The sequence below is a fragment of the Rhodococcus ruber genome (assembly GCF_016804345.1).
GTDB classification, from domain to species: Bacteria; Actinomycetota; Actinomycetes; order Mycobacteriales; family Mycobacteriaceae; genus Rhodococcus; species Rhodococcus ruber.
This window is the reverse complement of the sequence record NZ_CP044212.1, coordinates 78,651-96,214: the sequence shown is the minus strand read 5'-3', so window position 1 is coordinate 96,214 and position 17,564 is coordinate 78,651. Positions and strand designations below refer to the sequence as shown.

The window sequence follows — 17,564 nt, the reverse complement described above, 5'->3', positions numbered from 1 at the left end:
ACCCCGTCTCTATGCCGCGCTGGTGACGGCGCTGAGGATCTGGTTGGCGGAGATGGCGACGATCGCGCCGATGAGGGCACCGACGAGCATCTTCGGTGAGTCCCCGGAGCCGTGCTGCCACTTCTCCCACGCGAACTTCCCGCCCGAGAAGATCAGGGCCGCCACGCACGCGAGCGTGACGCCCCACAGCAGCCAGTTCAGCAGCTTGAGCAGGCCGTTCGCGCCCGGCGGCACCTCCGGGTTGATGTCGAAATTCACGGCGCCTTGCGCGAGTATCGCGGTGTCCACGACGGTCTGGAACATGCACATGTCCTTTGCTCGAAGGTGCTGGCTACTGCTCCGACCACAAGGTCGGCAGGTGGGATTGGAGTGCCGTGACGATGCCGACGCCGGCGGCGATCACGTCCTCGGGAACGGCGATCACGGTTCCCTTGGTCCGAATCGGCACGCCGTCGAGGGCGCGCCAGATGGGCAGGCTCGACCGGGCCGCCGAGGCCAGGAAGCGGTGCCAGCCGATCGCCCAGTGCGCGGCCACCGCGCCGGTGACGATCGAGCGCAGCTGACGCACCTCCTTCGGGGGCTGACCGGGCGCGTTCGCCACGGTGACCAGGCCGAGCAGCTCGCACACCAACCCGCGGTTGCGGTGCTCGAGGATCAGATCGTGGGCGCTGGACAGGCCCTGGATGGTGTCCCGGCAGACCACCACCACATACGGCGATTCGGTCTCCCGGGCGTCACCGCACGGCCACCGGTGATTCGCGTCGCCGGCGAAGTCCCAGTACCGGGCGAGGGTGGAGACCCCGGCCCCGCCGTGGGCGCCGAGCAGCCACACCGCCGGCCCCGGCCCGGTCACCGGGTACGGATCGACCCGCACCTCGACGCTGGTGCGTTCGCGGGTGCTCATGCCAGCTCCCCCGCCCCGGCCTGGTGATCGGTGTCGTGGTGGCTGGCCTCGATACGGCCCAACGCGTCGAGCACGTCGGTCCAGGCGTCGATCGAGGCGACCGACAGGCGGCGGTGATCGACGGTGCCCGGCCGCGCCAAGCTCGCATCGAAGGGCACTTCGACGAAGCCGGCGACCACCGGGGCCAGGTGCTCCCGGATCGGGGCCAGATCCACCAGGCGGTGCGGCATCTGGTGCGAGATCGACACCACCGTGCGCACCAGCACGCCGCGCCCGTAGGTGCCGATGAGCCATTCGAGGCCGGCACGCATCCGGGCCAGCGGTTCCGAGCGGGCCGGGGCGACGATCACGATCGCGGCCCCGGCCTCGAGCAACGGGGCCAGACGCCGTGAGTGCAGCGCTGTTCCGACGTCGTGGATGCGGGCGAGATGCCGGTCGGCGAGCAGGCTGTCCACCAGCGCCGTGTCCGTGGCGTCGCCGTGGCCGACGACGACGGCCCCGGCGCTGCTGACGGCCATGCGCGAGCCGAGCTGGCGGATAGCTCGGGCCGGGTCGATCGGTTCGACGCCGACCCGGTCGAGCAGGTTGCCGCCGCCGAAGGTGCCGTCGATCGCGGCGACGTCGGCGCCCAGGCCCAGGCGCAGGGCGGTGGCCAGGCCGAAGCAGGTGGTGGTCGCCGCCGCTGCGCCGGCGCCGGCCACCACGATGGCCGAGAGGTGTTCGGGCTGCTCGATTGTCGGGCTGCGACGAAAAGCGACAACGTTGTTCATCGGTTCTCCACGTTCGCGATCTTCAACCCGCCGTCGGCGGGCAGGATGGTGATCCACTGTCTGTGGATGCCTTCGTCTCCCACGGGCGGGAACTTCAGCAGCACATCGACCGACCAGCGGTTCGGGTCCTCGGTCGGCAGCACGCTCACGCAGTGCTCGGTCCCGACCGGAACGGCGTCGATGAACGACTGAATGTCGGTGCCCGGCAGGACCATCAGGTCCGCGACCGCCTGACCGTCCCGCTCGACGTAGTAGGCGTACTCGAACGCCTGGATCACCGCAGGGCCGGAATCGCGGCCACCGGGACCGTTGCCGACGACCCGGCCGGGCTCGGTGACCGGGGCGCACCACGCCGGGGCCGCGACCGTCGACGTCGAGGTGGTGGACGAGGACACCGCCGTCGGCGAGGGCAGCGGCGGCACCTGCGGTTCGTCGGTGGTGCCGACCGTCGCGGTGACCACCGCCGCGGAGACCACCGCCAGCACCGCGACACCGCCGCCGACGAGCATCCAGGTGCGGGATCGATCGGGGCGGGCCGTCGCGGCCGCAGAGGCGCTGTCGGTGACCGGCTGGGCGGTCCTCTCCTCGACGACCTCCACCGCAGTCGCAGCCGGAGCTGCGGCAGGGGTCGGGCGGGCACGGCTGATCGCGGACTTCAATCCCCCACGGGTGCGTTCGGGGATCATCAGCGGGCCACGGGGGATGTGGGCGCGGACCCACTCCGGGGCGCCTGCATAGGGATCGACCTCGGTCGCCGCATCGCCGTGTCCGGCAGGGCCGTGGGCTGGGTGATCGGCAGGATGGACCGGGGCCGGGTCGGTATCGACGGTGGTCTCGGCTGCGGGTTCGGCAGCGACGATCGGTTCGAGGTCGGTCTGGATGACCGACTCGTCGTCGGTAGCAGGCTGTTCGGGGACGGAGGCCGCATCGACCGGGTGGAGGTCCGATGCCGGCACCCCCGCGGCGTCGAGGGTTTCGTCCGGGATCGGGAAGTGCACCGATCCGGTCTCTCGTTCGTCGCTCGCAGTCGGCTCCGGCCCGTACCGCTCGGTCACGTCCGGGAAGAGTTGTCCTCGATTGCCGGTCGACAATGTGTCCTCCGTCGTCGGGTGGTGGGGGCGGGGCTACCCGCCCCCACCGGCGAGATGGTCGGGCAGGTCAGGCCGGGTTGATGCCGTCCGCGGCCGCGGTCGAGATCATCTCGGCGGCAGTGCCGAGCGAACCGTCGAAGAACGTGGTCAGCACGGTGTCCGCTCCCGCGACGATGCCGTCGCCACCGGGCTGGACCTTGACCCACTCGCGGGCCTGCGAATCGACCTGCGGGGCGGTGGTCACGACGCTGCGCACGGCGTCGGCCGCGGCCTGCCCGACCGGGCCGGAGGACTGCCACTGCTCGACCGTGGCGTCGGCCTGCTCGGTGAGCGCGTCCTGGTGCACATCCGGCAGCTGCACCTCGATGGGCTGGCCTTCGTCGTCCCCGGCACCGAAGGCGGTTCCGGCCGCCAGGCCGGCCGCGCCACCGAGCACCGCGCCGGGGACCGCGCCGACCGCAGCGCCGATGGCTGCGCCTGCCGCGGTCCCGGCCACACCGGTGGTCACCGCGGGCAGCACCGGGATCGGCAGCGGCACGACACCCCCGGCCGCCGCCCCGGCGAGACCGCCGAGGGTGCCGCCGATCAGCGCGCCGGGAACCGCCCCGGCCGCAGCGCCGGCCGCGGCACCGGCCACCGTCGCACCGATCTGCGCAGCAGCGACCCGATCGGCGCGGCTGGCATCGACACCGACCGACTTGTAGAACGTGGCGACCTCGGAGCGGATCAGACCGGCGGTGTTGTTGGTGCGTTCGCGGTCGTCGTCGGTGACCCAGTTCGGCTGGGTGACGTGGATATCGCCGATCATGATCTTCTCGGGCGGAGCGAGGTAGATCGGGGCCGGGGTGACCGGCTGCGGCGCCCGCAGCGTCATCGGGTCGATCGGCGGCGGGGCGCTTTGCCGCTCGTAGCGGTTCGTGTCGTAGTTGTAGTCCGGCAGCGGCGCGTACTGACGCTGCTGCGCGGGAGGCGGGGTCCAGTAGATCTGCTTGGCCGGAGGAGCCGGGGCCGGCTTCGGGGCGCTGGTGGTGCCGCCCTGGGTGGACGGGGCCGGGGTGGTCACCCCGCCCTGCGAGGGCAGCTCGACCGGCGCGGCCGAGGCCAGCCCCGACCCTGCTGCCACGATCGCTGCGGCCGTGGCGGGCACGACGCTCGCCTTGGCGATCCGCGAAGCCCTGCGATGTGTGCTCATGATCGCTTCTCTCTCTCTCTCGTATGTCGGGGCGCGAAATCAGTTGAGTGCGGCGGCCGAGACGCCGCCCTGCTCGAGCACCGTCGGTTCCCGATCGACCACCTGCGTCGTGGTCGCGGTCGGTGCCGAGGTGGTGGAGGCGACCGTCTGCGACGGCGTGGTCGAGACGGTCTCGGAGGTGGTCGTCGGCCGCGCCGTAGTGGTGGCCGAGGTGGTGGGAGCCGCCGACGTGGAGGCCGAGGAGGTGGGAGCCGCCGACGTGGAGGCCGAGGAGGTGGCGGCGTCGAGGTCGGCTGCGACCGCAGCGAGCCAGGACGCGACGAATCGGGTCGGGGCCTGCCCACTGGCGGTGGCCGGAACCGACCCGTAGGAGCCGTGCTCGGCGGCGACGTTGCGCACCGTCGTCATCGCCACCAGATCGAACGCGTCCCGGTTGGCCTCGATCTCGTTAGCCACGACCTGGAACGCCTGGCGCACGAGCCGCTGCGAGGTCGCCGGCGGAACCAGCTCGGGCAGCACACCGACCGTCTTGGCGGCGAGCACCCCGAACGCTGCGGCGGGGTTGGCCAGCCCGACCGCCGCGACCGCGGCGATCGTCTCCGGGGTGAGCACCTTCTTGGCGACCGTGACTGCGGCGTTGAGGCCGATCAGACCGACCTTCAGCAACGCCGCGGTCACCTCCTGCCCGGTCGGGGGTGTGGCCCGTGGATCGGAGGCTTCGGCCAGCCGCTGCGAGATGGTCTTCTTCGGCTGGATCGACACCGCCTCGAGGGCGTTCTTCGGAGCCGCAATGTCCTCGTTGACCACATCGACGGCGGTGGTGAACGCCGTCGAGGCCAGTGCCCGGCCGACCGTGGCGACGGCGACGAACGGATCACCGCCGACCTCGACCTGCCCGGCGACGTTGACCACCGCCCGCACGATCGGCGCGTTCGCCGGGGCGTCGCACGCCAGATCACCGGTCTGGCACCAGGACGACACCCGACCCGACAAGCTGCCGTAACTGCTGGTCAGATCGGCGACGGGGCCGATGCCGCCGCCTTCCGGGGCGGTGAACGCCACCGACGACAGCGCCTTCACCGTCTCGCCCGTGGTGCCGGGAACCGGCGACGGGGAGCTCTGCGAGGTGCCGGGGAACAACCCCGATCCGGCGCTGCGGGTCGGCGCGCCGAACAGCGCACCGGCCGCGACCGAGCCGGCCGACACCGCTCCGGTGCCCTTGCCGACCGACCGCAGGAAGTTCGAGGCCGCGTGAGCGCCCTGGGAGTAGCCGACCACGGCGAGCTTGGTCGACGGACACTGCTCGAGCACCTTTTCCGCAGCCAGGGACAGGTTCTCCTCCCCCGCGGTGACGGACTCGATGTACGAGTCAGAGCCCCCGGGGGTCAGGCCACCGAACGAACCCGGATACGGCACATAGGCTCGATCGACGCTCGCGCCCAGCTCACGGGCCTGATCGAGCATCGGTCCCATGATGTTCGACAGCATCCCGGTATCGACCTTCACCGGCGCATCCGGTGAGGACTCCGTCGTGCCCTGCATCCCCAGGACGTACAGATCCGGGCACCCGTCGATCAGCCCGTCGAGCCAATTCGTCTGCGCGTGCACCGGGACCAGACCACCCACACCAGCCAGAACCGCAGCCGTGGTGACGACGGTGGCCACAGTCCGCGTCCCCCAACCCTTCATCTCTCTCCATCCCTCGAGCAGTCGATCCTCGAGACCCGCAGTGATCACCCCGCCGTTCCGGCTCTCGGGTGCAGAGCTTGTGCGGAAGCCCTGCACCCCAGAACCGGTACGCCACAGGGCGCTGCACTGCTGTGAGTCGCACAGCCCTTCCTAGGCCCCGGTCCTCCGAGACGGCCGCCCTGGTTCGGGACCGGCACAAAATCCCCCTTCGCAAAACAGAAGCAAAGCATATACTTGAGGAGTTCGAAAGAAAAGCAAATAATGATCCAACTTTAGCGAAGGTGATGGCGGTGCAGGTTGACGTGGAGCGTCGCAAAGCCCCAGCTCCTTCGAGGTACCGAAGGCGTCTGATTCGGACATTGGCCGGTAAGGTCGATGCGATGACAAACGAGCGGGCGCGTTTTGCGCGAATAGTTGCCGAGCGGAGGCGCCTGCTTGGCTTGACTCTCGACCAGCTGCAACAAGCCGGCGGGCCGTCCGACGTGACTACGGGCAAGATAGAAAAAGGCGCCATCGCTTCCCCGAGTGCCCGTACGCTGCGACGTCTCGACACCGGTCTGCAGTGGACCGAGGGATCGGCGGCGAGGGCCTTCGCCGGCGGGGAACCCACTGCCTTGGAGGAGGTCCCGTCCGTACGGCGCTCGACTCCCGGTACGGTCAACGCCGCTGCGGACTCGGTGACCCTCTCCCTGACCGTGGTCAACGAGTTGTCCGACATCGCGAAGCGGTACGAGCGGTTGGCGGGGACGATCGAGGACCGGGAACTGGTCGCCGAACTGGGGCGGATCAACACCGACTTCGACGTGCTGGTCGATCGCATCCTGCGGGCATGGTTGATCGCCCAGCTCGAACGCAAGTCGGCACCGGACTCCCCGGTGCGAGGTGATCCGGTGGTGGAGATGCTGATCGGGGACTACCTCAATCGCACTCCCGAGCCCCCGTCTGTCGAAGACGCTCACGAGCTGCTGTACCTGCGGTGGCTGACGGGTCGGGCCGGGGACATCGACGAAGCGACGGAGCACGCGTTCGTCACCCAGTGGAGCAAAGCTCAGAAGGAGGACCGTCCGTGAACTACCTGGCCCCGTCCCTCGGGCAGAAGCTCGAGCGGCTTCTCGCGTTCTACCACCACCGCAACGAACCCGAGCTGACGTTGCAGGCGGTGGCCACCATCGTCGGACAGCGCGTCGGCGAGCCGGTCCCGGTGGAACTGCTCGACGAGGTCCGCACCGGAGAGCGGACCTCGTTGCCGGTCACCATCACCGACGCGCTGTGCGACGCATTCAAGGTCGACCGCGACTACCTGCGCCTGAGCGGTGGCCGGGACATCGACATCGATCAACGGTTGCGGCTGTGGATCACCATCCGGGACCGCGGGCTGCACCACTTCGCCGCGCGGGCCACCAGCCTGACGCGCGAGGACCTCGAGCGGCTCATCGCGGAAATCGAGCGGATGACGCCGCAGACGGGCGGACTCAGACAGGCGTGAAGCGCAGACGAAGGCCCTTCGGGCGCAACGTCAGGGTCTCTTCCACCTCGAGCGAATAGCCGGGTTCGGGGGTGATGTCGAACCGCAGCACTAGGGTCGCCAGGGCGAGGGTCATCTCGTGTAAGGCGAACTGCCGGCCGATGCACGAGCGGATGCCGGTGCCGAACGGCTTGAACAGCTCCGGTGCCCGACCACGGTTGTGCTCGGGTGCGAAGCGATCCGGGTTGAACCGGTCGGCGTCGGAACCCCAGGCCGGATCGCGTTGGACCGCCAGCAGCAGCACGAACACCCATTCCCCGGCCGCGAACTCGTAGCCGCCCACCTGGGTGTCCTTTTTGGCGGAGCGGAAGAACCCCGGAGCCGTGGGCCACAGCCGCAGTGCTTCGTTGATCACCTGGCGCGTGTAGCGCAACCGCGGCACGTCCCCGTACCGGACGGAGCCGTCGCCGAGGACCCCGCGAGCCTCCTCACGCATCCGGGAGGCCACCGCCGGATCTTGGGCGATGAAGTGCAGCGCGAAGCTCAGTGCGTTGACGGAGGTCTCGTGGCCGGCCACGAGGAAGGTCAGTACCTGGTTGCGGATGTTCTCCGGATCGAGCGCGGCACCGTCGTCCGGATGCAGCATCCGGTCCAGCAGATCACGCCGGCGCTCGCCCGACCGCTGCCGGGCCGCAATCACCTCGTCCACGGTCTCGACCAGCAAGGCATGGTCGAGCTCGTTCTGTTTCTCGGCCTTGCGGTGCAGGAACGTACCGACGAAGGGCACCGGGATCGCACTGTTCTGCGCGAAGGTCAGTGCTCGGCTCATCGCGGCCACGAAGGGATGCTCGCTGCCGCCGAACGAATCGAACGAGTAGCCGAAGCCGCAGCGACCGATCACCTCGAGGGTGAGCTTGCCCATCTCGTCCACGACCGGCACGTGTGCGTCCGTGCCGGCGAGGTCCTTGCCCAGCTCGTCGACGACCTCGACCATCACGTCGTGGTAGGAGACCATCGCCTCCTTGGTGAAGCCGGGCATGAGGACCTCGTGTGCTCGGGCCCAGCTCGATTCCCAGTTGTAGGCGGTGAAGAGCCCGTCCGCCACCAGCGGTCGCAGCCGTTCGAGAGGCCGGCCGACGTACTTCTCCCACACGGTGTCGTCGAAGACCTGCGCGGCGAGCTCCGCGGAGCCGACGAAGGTCAGGTCTGTCCCGAGAATGGAGCGCCGGTAGATGGGCCCGAGCTCCTCGAACCGCTGCAACGTGGTCTGGTTCGGTTTCTCCTTGGACATTCCCAGGACATCGCCGATGAACGGCACCCGCCGCGGCGGATGCGGAATCGTCGTGTTCGGCACTAGCCGTTCCTTCCCCTTGTCACACGCTCACGGCTTCGGCCGGGCGCTTGGTCCATGCTTGCGCGATGCGCAGCAGCTCGTCTTCGTCGGCAAGCCACCGTGGCGTGGCCACGCGGGATTCCGCTGCCCCGGCTCTGCGCCGCTCGAGCGCGTTGACGATCGCGGCGCACCGCTGTGTCGGGGTGGCCTCGTCCCGCCGCTCCTGCTCGGTCATGTACGGCAGAAGGGTGAACACCGCGTCCTCGCACTCGATCCGCATCCGGTGCTCGCGATCGACACTGTTCGGCAGCAGCCCCGTCGATTCGATCGACATGGCCGGTAACGCGGTCGACAGGTCCTGCCACATGGGCGTCAACGTCAGCACGGCCACCGACGACGGATCGTTGCGCAGTTTCGCCCGTACCGCCGCGCACACCGGAGCGGCGACGACGGCCGCCAGCACGCACGCGGTCGGCAAGAAGAGCACATCGTTGGAGTGGCTGCGCCAGTCGGTGAACCCGTTGGTCACCTCCGCGGACATCAACACGGCGTTGGCGAATCGCGTCAGATGATCGAAGGCCGACACGCCGCCGGTGCACAGGATCAGTCCTGCCCACAGCCGAGTGGACCGGTTCTGCTCACCGTCGCGGAGGATGCGTAGGCACGCGTACGCCACCGCCGCCACCGCAAGCGGCATCTGGGCCGCGTAGATCGCCATGTACGTCACGGTCCGCACCGAGCGCAGCTCCTCGATGGCCACACCCGTCGAGCGCGCCGGCGCACTGAGCCAGGCCATCACCAGCATCCACCCCACGATCAGCGCGTAGCACCCGACGATCGTGCGCCGCGGAATCTTCCGCACCTTGCGGTAGGCCAGGACGATGAGGAAGATCGCGGCCGCCCCGAGCATGGCGAAACCGTGGGTGAGTAGGCGAATATCCGACAAGGTCAGGGGTGTGACCCCCAGCAGGATGGTCTGCACCGCACCGTCTCGGAGCAGCGAGGCACCCAGCCACCACACCAGCAACCAGGTGATCTGCTGGTCGAGCTGACGTTCGGAGACGAACAGAGCCCGGGCCACGATGACCAGGGCGAGGAAGCCCATCATGGGGATGCTTGCCCACTCCGGCAGCGCGGAGGTCGCCTCCTGATGCAGCAGAGCGCTCATCGCAGCGGGGCGAAGACGCCGGCGATCCGATGCAGATCACCGTGACTGTCCAGGTCGATCGGGCCGCGACTGAGCACCGCCAGGTGCGTGCCGAGCAATTCGGCTTCCGCCTCGGTCGGAGAGTCGAAGGTCGAACGCCGCATCATGTACTCGATTCCCTCCAAGCTCAGCCCTTCGGTCAGGGCACTTTCCGTCGGGCGGAACGGCTCTCCCGGGTGCTGACCGAGCACATGGCCGACCTCGTGAAAGATCTGCTGACGCTGATGACGAACCGAGCGAGCCGGGTCATACCGGATGACGTAACGTGTCGGGCCACCGAAGAGCAGCCCGCATCGGGTCTGCAGATCCGTCGACAGCCCTGGCCACGGCTCCAACTCCACCGCCTTCCCGGTGTCCTCTTCCAGCCAGCTGAGGAACTCCGCGACCGTCCACGGCGGCTCAAGCGGCACCCGATCGAGGATCTGCGCGATCCGTTCGCGTCGATCGCCCCCACGTCTCAGCACTCGCTACCTCCCCTTCAGGCCTCCCCTGCCAGATGGCGGAACCTCCGGAGCATAACCCAGGCCATACTCTCGCCAGGTATCACTAAACAAAGGCAAAGAAGAGGCGAATAGTATGAAAGAATCCGAGTTGGCGGTCGAGGCGTGGGCGTGTCGGACATGCTTTACGCCTCACCTGTCACAAGATGGTCAGGGCATCGCCTCGGCTCGGGCCGACCGGCCATGTTGGCACAGGTTGAACGGTGGAGGGAGAACTGCAGTGGGAATGGCTAGCAAGGGTGCCCGTACCCGCGTGGTCACCCGCGTCCCGGACGAAGTCTACGAAGCCCTCGAGGAGGGCCGCCGAGCTGCTGGAGTCGAATCGATCAGCCAGTACGTCGCGGACCTGCTTGCAGTGACCACCGGCCACCATCTACTCGTCCGCGAGCTTCAGCGCCACCGCGAGGAGGAGGTTCGTATGTCTGCGTAGTTCACAAGTGGCTTCAGCAACTTCATAAGCAACACGCAGACCACATGAGAAAACCCCCAGCCGTGCGGGGCTGAGGGTCCTCAAAGTTGGTGAGAGCTAAGCGGCCAAACTCAGCTCTCGTACTGCTTCCCCGAAGGGACTGTCTTGCCGGACAGGTCTCAGGGTACATCGCGCCCTGAATCAGAGCCAACGATCGCTGCGCGTGTCGCCACTTTCACCGGTGACACCGCACCGAATCGTCACCTTTTCGACGTGTGCACACGCCGCTGGTCGCCGCGTGCCCGGGTGCGGATCGACCCGGATCGCACCCACACGTACGCCACCACGATGGCCGTGCCCGGCCAGGCGCCCGGATTTCCGTGGGCGATCTACCTGGCCGGCGCGGACCATCGCTACCGCCTGCTGGCGTTCGACCTCGACAGCGGACGCCACGGCCCCGAGGTCGCCCGCGCCGATGCCGACCGGTTGGCCGCGCAGCTGGCGGAGCTGGGGGTTCCGCACCTGCGCGCCCGGTCCGGGCCCACCGGCGGGCAGCACCTCTGGCTGCGCCTCGCCGCGCCGGGCGCCGGCGCCGACGAGGTGCGTCGCCTCGCCCACGCCCTGCGCCAGCACTACCCCAGCCTCGACACCGCCCCGTTGACGAACCCCGCCACCGGCGCCGTCCGCCCCCCCGGGGCCCCGCACCGCCGCGGCGGGCAGTCCCGGCCCCACCTGCACGGCGCCGCCCTCGATTCCGCCCTCGTCCGTCTCGACACCGAAACCGCCCCGGAGGTGGTAGACTGGTTGCTCGCCCGGCACCCCCACTCCCCCGCCCCGGCCCCCCGCCGCGCCCCCGCGGCGGTGTGCATCGTCGATCCGACGTCCAATCCCCGCCTGGACCGGCCGCGCCGTCCGCTCACCGACACCACCCGGGCCCTGCTGGCCGCGGTTCCGGCACCCGGAGCGGACCGTTCGGCGATCGTGCACAGCATCTTCCTGGGCATGGCCCGCGCCGGCCACACCCTCGCCGACGCCCGGGCGGCCGCGGCCACCGCACCGGGACTGGTCCGGCTGCGCGAGGACCGCGCCCGCGGCCGCGACGACACCGACCGGCAATGGCGCCGCGCCCTGGACACCGCCGCCGGCTTCGCCCCCGCTCCCCCGACCACGCGGGCACCGATCGACGACGAACTCGACCGCATCGAGGCCGCCATCGGAGCCGACCCGGCGCACTGGGCCCGCCCCGGCGGCGCCAGCGACGAACGCATCCTCTACGCCCTCCTCGCGCTCGCCCGCACCGCCCGCACCCGCACCGTCGACATCGACTGCCGCCGACTCGCCCAGGCCGCCGCCGTCGACGCCTCCACCGTCTCCCGGCGGTTGCGGGTGCTGGCCCACGAATCCTGGGTGCGGTGTGTCCGCACCGGCAGCGGAACCCGCGCCGCCACCTGGCAACTCGAACTCCCCGCCCCGGCCGCCGCGCTACCTGCTGCAACACAAGGGGAACCCGCCCCCGCTCCGGGGCATTCCTTTGCCCTGCTGGCGCACCACACGCACGATCTCTGGGCGCATCGGTCCGGGCTGGGTGGGGCAGCCGCTCGTATCCACTGGGCCGCGATTTCGGGGAAACCCCTTATTTCCGGAGCGGGCAGAAATCCCGTCGAGGTGGCTGCCCTGACCGGCTACAGCCTCGCCACCGTGATGCGGACCCTGTCCACCCTCGCCCGATTGGGTGTGCCTACCGATGTGCGAGCCGATATCCCCGCTCTCCGAGAGAAACTCGATGACGCGGCTGATCGTGTCGGGGCCGCCGGTGTCGGAGCGCAGCGGGTCCGACGTCATCTTTTCGATCGGGAGCTGCACCGGTGGTGGCTCGAAGAGCAGGAATGGCGCTGCCGCCGCGGCAAGAAGACCGGCGTACCCCGCACGGTCTCACTGACCATCGCCCTGCCGATCGACGCTCCCGCTCGGCTGCGATACGGCCGATTCCCGGTGACCGACACCGGCCGCGCCGACTATCGCGCGGCGCGAGCCGTGGTCACTCGCTTATTCTCCCTGGTCGGGACTCCCCCGACGGAGTCAGGTCAATGCAATGAGGCGGCTTGAACACCCTCAGTCATCTACTTCGTGATATCGGTATGCGTCCACTTCGGCGATCTGAGCGAGGATGAGCGCAGCGGAGACTCCCGATTCCAGGACTAGAACGATCGCAGGCCCAGTCACGGATTGCCAAGCCGCAGATCGCGCCGGTGACTTGCGGTGACAGTGGTCGCCGGGCAATTACGACTACGTGCCGATGCGCCGTCCCGGCCTGGGGCGTGAACAGCGCAAGGACCCGACCGTGGGAGGGGTAAATGATGCACCGCGCAAGGCGGTGACACGCACGAAGCAAGAGGTCCACGAAGCAAGAGGTCGTTGCAGCGATGAGTCTGCCCCCGCCCGCAGATCTATCTCTGCAACCGAAGCAACCCACTTCGTGGGGATCCGAGCCGTAAGCCTGCTCCACATCGAATCCAGATCAAACTGCTCGCCACCCCTCGACCTCGTCGGGCAAGCGCCCGGCGGCCCCCGACGAAGACGCAGTGGACTTCCCGTTCGGCGGCTGGCAGGCACCCCTACTCGACGAGGTCACTGGCGCGCAGATCGGGGCCGTCTACGACGGCACCGACGCCCTGCTGCTCGGCCGCCGGACCTACGACATCTTCGCCGTCTACTGGCCGCACCAGCACGGCGGCGCGGACCACGACATCGCCACGCTCTTCAACAGCGTCCCGAAGTACGTGGCCTCCCGCGGACGGCCCGACCTCTCCTGGTCCGGATCCACACAGCTCGGCCCCGATCTGGCCGGTGCGGTGCGCGAGATCCGGGACCGGCACGAGCACATCAAGGTCGTCGGGAGCCTGGACCTGGTCCAGACCCTGCTGCGCGAGAAACTCTTCGACCGGCTCGATCTGTGGGTGCACCCGATCGTGCTCGGCGTCGGGAAGAAGGTGTTCGACGCCGGCGCGGTGCCCACCAATCTCACTCTCCTCGCACCGCCGGTAGCCGGCCCGACGGGCACCGTGTACCTGCGCTACGCGCTCGCCGACGGCATACCCGGCACGGGGACATGAGCGCACCCGACCGCGGTGCTGGAGGCGACGGCTGAGACCGCCCCGCCAGGGGCGGCGTTCATGCATTCCTGGCCTATCTCCCGGCTACACCGCGGCGTGACGGCTGCAAGGTGGCTCTGCCCCTTCGGTGGCCCCGCCGGATCGCGCTCCCTTCGTGGACTTGCGTGCATAGGGTCGCGTGCACAGAGCTGAAAGCATGCGGGGCATGCACGCAACGCATGCCCCGCATAGGGTGCACCCGTTGCAAGTGATGCCTGCAAGCCGCGCCTTGCAGGCAAACGATGCGTTGCATGCGACGGTTGCAGTTCTATGCGAGGAACGCCTCCAGGCAGTGCAGGCCGAGCACTGCGGTCGTGCGATGCGTGCTGTGCTCGCGTAGCACGCAGAGCAAGGCGTGCATGCAGTGCACGCATTGCGTGTGACGCGAAGTTTGCATAACGTGCGGCGTGTGCACGAGGCGCATGCCGTGTTGCACGTGCAAACTGTGCAAGGCACGTCTGCACCGCACGACGTGCATGACACGCCACTGCCTGCCCCTTCGGTGGCCCCGCCGGATCGCGCTCCCTTCGTGGACTTGCGTGCATAGGGTCGCGTGCACAGAGCTGAAAGCATGCGGGGCATGCACGCAACGCATGCCCCGCATAGGGTGCACCCGTTGCAAGTGATGCCTGCAAGCCGCGCCTTGCAGGCAAACGATGCGTTGCATGCGACGGTTGCAGTTCTATGCGAGGAACGCCTCCAGGCAGTGCAGGCCGAGCACTGCGGTCGTGCGATGCGTGCTGTGCTCGCGTAGCACGCAGAGCAAGGCGTGCATGCAGTGCACGCATTGCGTGTGACGCGAAGTTTGCATAACGTGCGGCGTGTGCACGAGGCGCATGCCGTGTTGCACGTGCAAACTGTGCAAGGCACGTCTGCACCGCACGACGTGCATGACACGCACTTCTTGCACTGACCGAAAGGCTTGCAATGCAACCGCGCAAAATCGCTGTCGCCAACCAGAAAGGCGGCGTAGGGAAGACCGCAACGGCCCTCGGGCTCGCAAGTGCGGTGTCCGCCAAAGGTGGCAAAGTCTTGGTCATCGACGCCGACTCGCAGGGCAACGCAACCAACGGCCTTGGCGTCACCGTCGATGCAGGCATGCTTACCACTTATCACCTGATGAACCGCACGGCCGAAGGAAGTGCCGCGGACGCCGTTGTTGCCACAGAGTGGGAAGGCGTCGACCTCATCCCGGCAGACGAAGAACTGGGCAAGATCGAATCGGACGGATCGAACGATCTCGTGTTCCGCCTGGACATCGCCTTCGAGGGTCTGGACCTAAGCCCCTACGACATCGTTCTGTTCGACTGCGCACCCAGTCTCGGCAAAGTGCTGTTCGCGGTCCTCATCGCCGCGGACGGGGTAGTGGCCGTCACCGAGCCGACAATCGACAGCGTGCAAGGCGTTGAGAAACTCGACGAAACCATTCGCACCGTCCGCAAACGCGCAAACCCGAAGCTGGCTTTCGACAAGGTAGTCCTCAGTCGGCGCCGCAACACTGGGGAACATATCTTTCGCGAGCAGGAACTTCGGGACAGCTACGGCGATCTCGTCGCTCGCACGATCATCCCGGAGTTGGCGGCCCGCCAGGACGCCCACAGCCTCCGTCAGCCCATCCATCAGTTCCGTGGCGGACGCGCTCTTTCCCTCCAGACCGCATACAGCGATCTCCTTACCGAACTCGCGATTCTTTCCGGAGGCACACAGTGACGGCTCAACGGCAACCAGCGATCCGCAAGACTCACCCCGCCGAAGACCTCCCGGAGCGGCCGCTCCGGTCGGAGATTGCACCCATTCCATCTCCCGCGGTGCCGGCGTCGACCGTCACCGTGGGGGAGCAGGGGCCAGAAGGTCTCACCATGACTCACAACACGCGGATCCGGCCCAGCCTCAAAGCGCGGCTTCGCAGGGGAGTGGACAAGCTCCGCTACGAAACCGGGGATCGGACGATCAGTGAGGCGTCGCTTACCGACAAGGCCCTTGAGGAATACCTAGACAAGCACGGACTGTGACCACTGCATGCACGCAAAGCATGCCTTGCATGCACTGCGTTGCTCGCATGCTTAAGTGCACTGTGGTCAAGCTGGTTTGCGCTGCCCACAAGACCCAACCGCAACGGCACTCTTAAAGGAAGAACAACTTCGCCATGAAGGACGATCTCGTGCAGAGTGCACGCCGACGATTGCACTCGAAGACCACGGCCCTCGGTGCTGTTGCAGCGATGACGCTCGTGCTTGCAGCGCTGGCGTTCACCCTGTCGTTCGATGCGTTGCGTCAGCTCACCCTGGAAATCGGTGTGCGCCCGGAACTGGCCTGGATGGCGCCGGTGGCACTCGATGTTGCACAGGCCGCCGCCGCCCTGGCTCTCGTTGCACTGGGGACCGACGACGAGTTCCGCGGTGCCCGCCGGTACTGCAAGGCCCTGGCCACGGGCACGGTCCTGCTCAGCGTGGCCGGCAACGGCTACCACGCCTTCCGGCTGGCCGGGCAGCGGCACGCGCAGGCCGCGGCCGGTGTCGATGTCGGGTACCAGCCGCAACCGGCTGCCATCGCCGCCTGCATTGCGATGATCGTGCCGCTGCTGTTCCTGGCGCTGTTGCATCTGTTCACCACGATCGTGCGGGCGCTGGCCGTCGAACGCGGCCGCTACCACGAGGCGGTGCACCACGCGCGCCTGACGACCCACCAGGATCAAGACGCGAGCGCACACCATGCATCCGAGGTGCACGACCACCCTGGGGATGCACCCGTCGGGCCCGACGTGCAGTACCCCGGTGCACGCGTGCGCCCCGAGGCCTCCATTGTTGCCGCCGAGCCTGCAACTGGGGAGCCGCAAGGCACCGGGCGCCACGGCGAGGAGGCACCGGGGGAGGCCGTCGTGCAGGCCCCGGCTCCTGTCGAGGCACCGCCCGAGCAGACTCTCGCGCCGACGTCCGGCGGCTATCCGCAGACGGTCGACGGCCTGCGCGAGTTCCTGGCCGGGTGCACGCTGCGCAGTGAGGAGAAGGAGGTCGCGGCGATCCTGCTGGACCGCCCGCAGCTGACCTATGCGCAGGTGGCCGTCGAGCTGGAGGACACCCCGTCCCCGTCCACGGTGTGCCGGCGCTGGCAGCGCTTCAAGAACGCCGCGTACGCCGAAGGCTTCGAGATTCCGCCGGTGGTGCCGCTTCCGCTCGACGCGGTCACCGCACGCGAGGAGCAACTGGTGTCGGTGTGACCAGGCGCCCGGGGCTTCACACCAGGCCGTGCGGGTGGGTGCCCGGAGCATCGAACGAACCGTGGCCCGGCGAGGCGCGCGGAGTGGAGGGCGGAGAAAACAGTGACGCCAGGACGGCGCTTCCCCCGCCGTCCTGGCGTCGAGTCCCACTCTAGCAGAGCTGTTCGAACACTTGTTCCCATTGGCGGCAAAGTGGTGCGACCATCATGGATGTGGCCCTGCATGAGCGCGCACCGGCGAGATGCCCGGCGGGGCACCGGCTCACACGGAACACCGTTCTGGTGGGATGGATTCCGTGCGACTGCACCCCCGGCGCCGGCGGTCACCGCACCTGGACGTGCCGCACCTGCGAGGTCACCATCGGCTCACCGCCCCATGTCGGCCCGCCGCGGCCGGGAGTGCGGTGGTCCTGACACAAGCGAACGCCCCGGGGCGTTGGGTGCCGGGGCGCTCACCGGGCAGCGTACGACGCCGGTCCGACATCCCGCCCCGGCGTGTGAGGCGGCGTTGGTTCCGTGGGGCGTGGGTTCTGTGTATTGTCGCCAGGTCGCGCACGGTCCCCTCCAACGTGCGGGCCCGCGTGCCCCGGCGCTTCACCCCCCGCCGCCGGGGCACCGGCCTCCCCGGGGAGGTGG

At 68.7% G+C, this 17,564-nt stretch carries 15 protein-coding genes and 1 pseudogene; 7 read left to right on the top strand and 9 right to left on the bottom strand.

The genetic code is table 11. The features are described from left to right. Positions 1–9: 9 nt before the first annotated feature. The 6 genes from F1734_RS25665 to F1734_RS25640 form a co-directional block, all read right to left on the bottom strand. Positions 10–303: a hypothetical protein gene (locus tag F1734_RS25665; protein WP_059175100.1), complete on the bottom strand. Its 294-nt coding sequence runs from the start codon at positions 301–303 to the stop codon at positions 10–12. 28 nt (positions 304–331) lie between these two features. Next, positions 332–904 (bottom strand): DUF6668 family protein, encoded by a 573-nt coding sequence (locus F1734_RS25660; protein WP_059175096.1) that lies wholly within the window; start codon positions 902–904, stop codon positions 332–334. Further along, positions 901–1,674 (bottom strand): hypothetical protein, encoded by a 774-nt coding sequence (locus F1734_RS25655; protein WP_203011992.1) that lies wholly within the window; start codon positions 1,672–1,674, stop codon positions 901–903. The genes F1734_RS25660 and F1734_RS25655 overlap by 4 nt, the downstream gene beginning before the upstream one ends. After that, positions 1,671–2,729, bottom strand: a complete 1,059-nt coding sequence (locus F1734_RS25650) for a DUF8176 domain-containing protein (RefSeq protein WP_203011989.1) — start codon at positions 2,727–2,729, stop codon at positions 1,671–1,673. Before F1734_RS25650 ends, F1734_RS25655 begins: the two co-directional genes overlap by 4 nt. A gap of 103 nt (positions 2,730–2,832) precedes the next feature. Next, a complete protein-coding gene (locus F1734_RS25645; protein ID WP_203011987.1) occupies positions 2,833–3,957 on the bottom strand; it encodes an insoluble domain protein in 1,125 nt (374 codons plus the stop codon). A 39-nt stretch (positions 3,958–3,996) separates the two neighbouring features. Further along, positions 3,997–5,646: a cutinase family protein gene (locus F1734_RS25640; protein WP_203011985.1), complete on the bottom strand. Its 1,650-nt coding sequence runs from the start codon at positions 5,644–5,646 to the stop codon at positions 3,997–3,999. A 677-nt stretch (positions 5,647–6,323) separates the two neighbouring features. Here F1734_RS25640 and F1734_RS25635 point away from each other — a divergent pair. Beyond that, positions 6,324–6,716, top strand: a complete 393-nt coding sequence (locus tag F1734_RS25635; protein ID WP_051359288.1) for a hypothetical protein — start codon at positions 6,324–6,326, stop codon at positions 6,714–6,716. Next, a complete protein-coding gene (locus F1734_RS25630) occupies positions 6,713–7,132 on the top strand; it encodes a hypothetical protein (protein ID WP_029547257.1) in 420 nt (139 codons plus the stop codon). The genes F1734_RS25635 and F1734_RS25630 overlap by 4 nt, the downstream gene beginning before the upstream one ends. Here F1734_RS25630 and F1734_RS25625 read toward each other — a convergent pair. From F1734_RS25625 to F1734_RS25615, 3 genes are read right to left on the bottom strand one after another with little or no spacing between them, the layout of a single operon-like run. Then, positions 7,119–8,465 carry a cytochrome P450 gene (locus F1734_RS25625; RefSeq protein WP_029547258.1) on the bottom strand — a complete coding sequence of 449 codons (1,347 nt, stop codon included), beginning with the start codon at positions 8,463–8,465 and terminating at the stop codon, positions 7,119–7,121. The two genes, F1734_RS25630 and F1734_RS25625, sit on opposite strands and share 14 nt — an antisense overlap. A gap of 19 nt (positions 8,466–8,484) precedes the next feature. Next, a complete protein-coding gene (locus F1734_RS25620) occupies positions 8,485–9,612 on the bottom strand; it encodes a DUF6545 domain-containing protein (RefSeq protein ID WP_029547259.1) in 1,128 nt (375 codons plus the stop codon). Further along, complete coding sequence (locus F1734_RS25615; protein ID WP_029547260.1) at positions 9,609–10,115, bottom strand: hypothetical protein; 507 nt, start codon at positions 10,113–10,115, stop codon at positions 9,609–9,611. The genes F1734_RS25620 and F1734_RS25615 overlap by 4 nt, the downstream gene beginning before the upstream one ends. 262 nt (positions 10,116–10,377) lie before the next feature. Between F1734_RS25615 and F1734_RS25610 the strand changes: the two genes are divergently transcribed. The 5 genes and pseudogenes from F1734_RS25610 (at position 10,378) to F1734_RS25590 (ending at position 16,929) form a co-directional block, all read left to right on the top strand. After that, complete coding sequence (locus F1734_RS25610) at positions 10,378–10,581, top strand: hypothetical protein (RefSeq protein WP_029547261.1); 204 nt, start codon at positions 10,378–10,380, stop codon at positions 10,579–10,581. A 285-nt stretch (positions 10,582–10,866) separates the two neighbouring features. After that, on the top strand, positions 10,867–12,666 hold the full coding sequence (locus F1734_RS25605; RefSeq protein ID WP_029547262.1) for a hypothetical protein: 1,800 nt from the start codon (positions 10,867–10,869) through the stop codon (positions 12,664–12,666). A gap of 376 nt (positions 12,667–13,042) precedes the next feature. Next, positions 13,043–13,708 (top strand): annotated as a pseudogene (locus F1734_RS25600) (dihydrofolate reductase family protein). 931 nt (positions 13,709–14,639) lie between these two features. After that, complete coding sequence (locus F1734_RS25595) at positions 14,640–15,422, top strand: ParA family protein (RefSeq protein ID WP_029547263.1); 783 nt, start codon at positions 14,640–14,642, stop codon at positions 15,420–15,422. Between the two features lie 436 nt (positions 15,423–15,858). Next, a complete protein-coding gene (locus F1734_RS25590; protein ID WP_231386048.1) occupies positions 15,859–16,929 on the top strand; it encodes a DUF2637 domain-containing protein in 1,071 nt (356 codons plus the stop codon). Positions 16,930–17,564 lie beyond the last annotated feature (635 nt).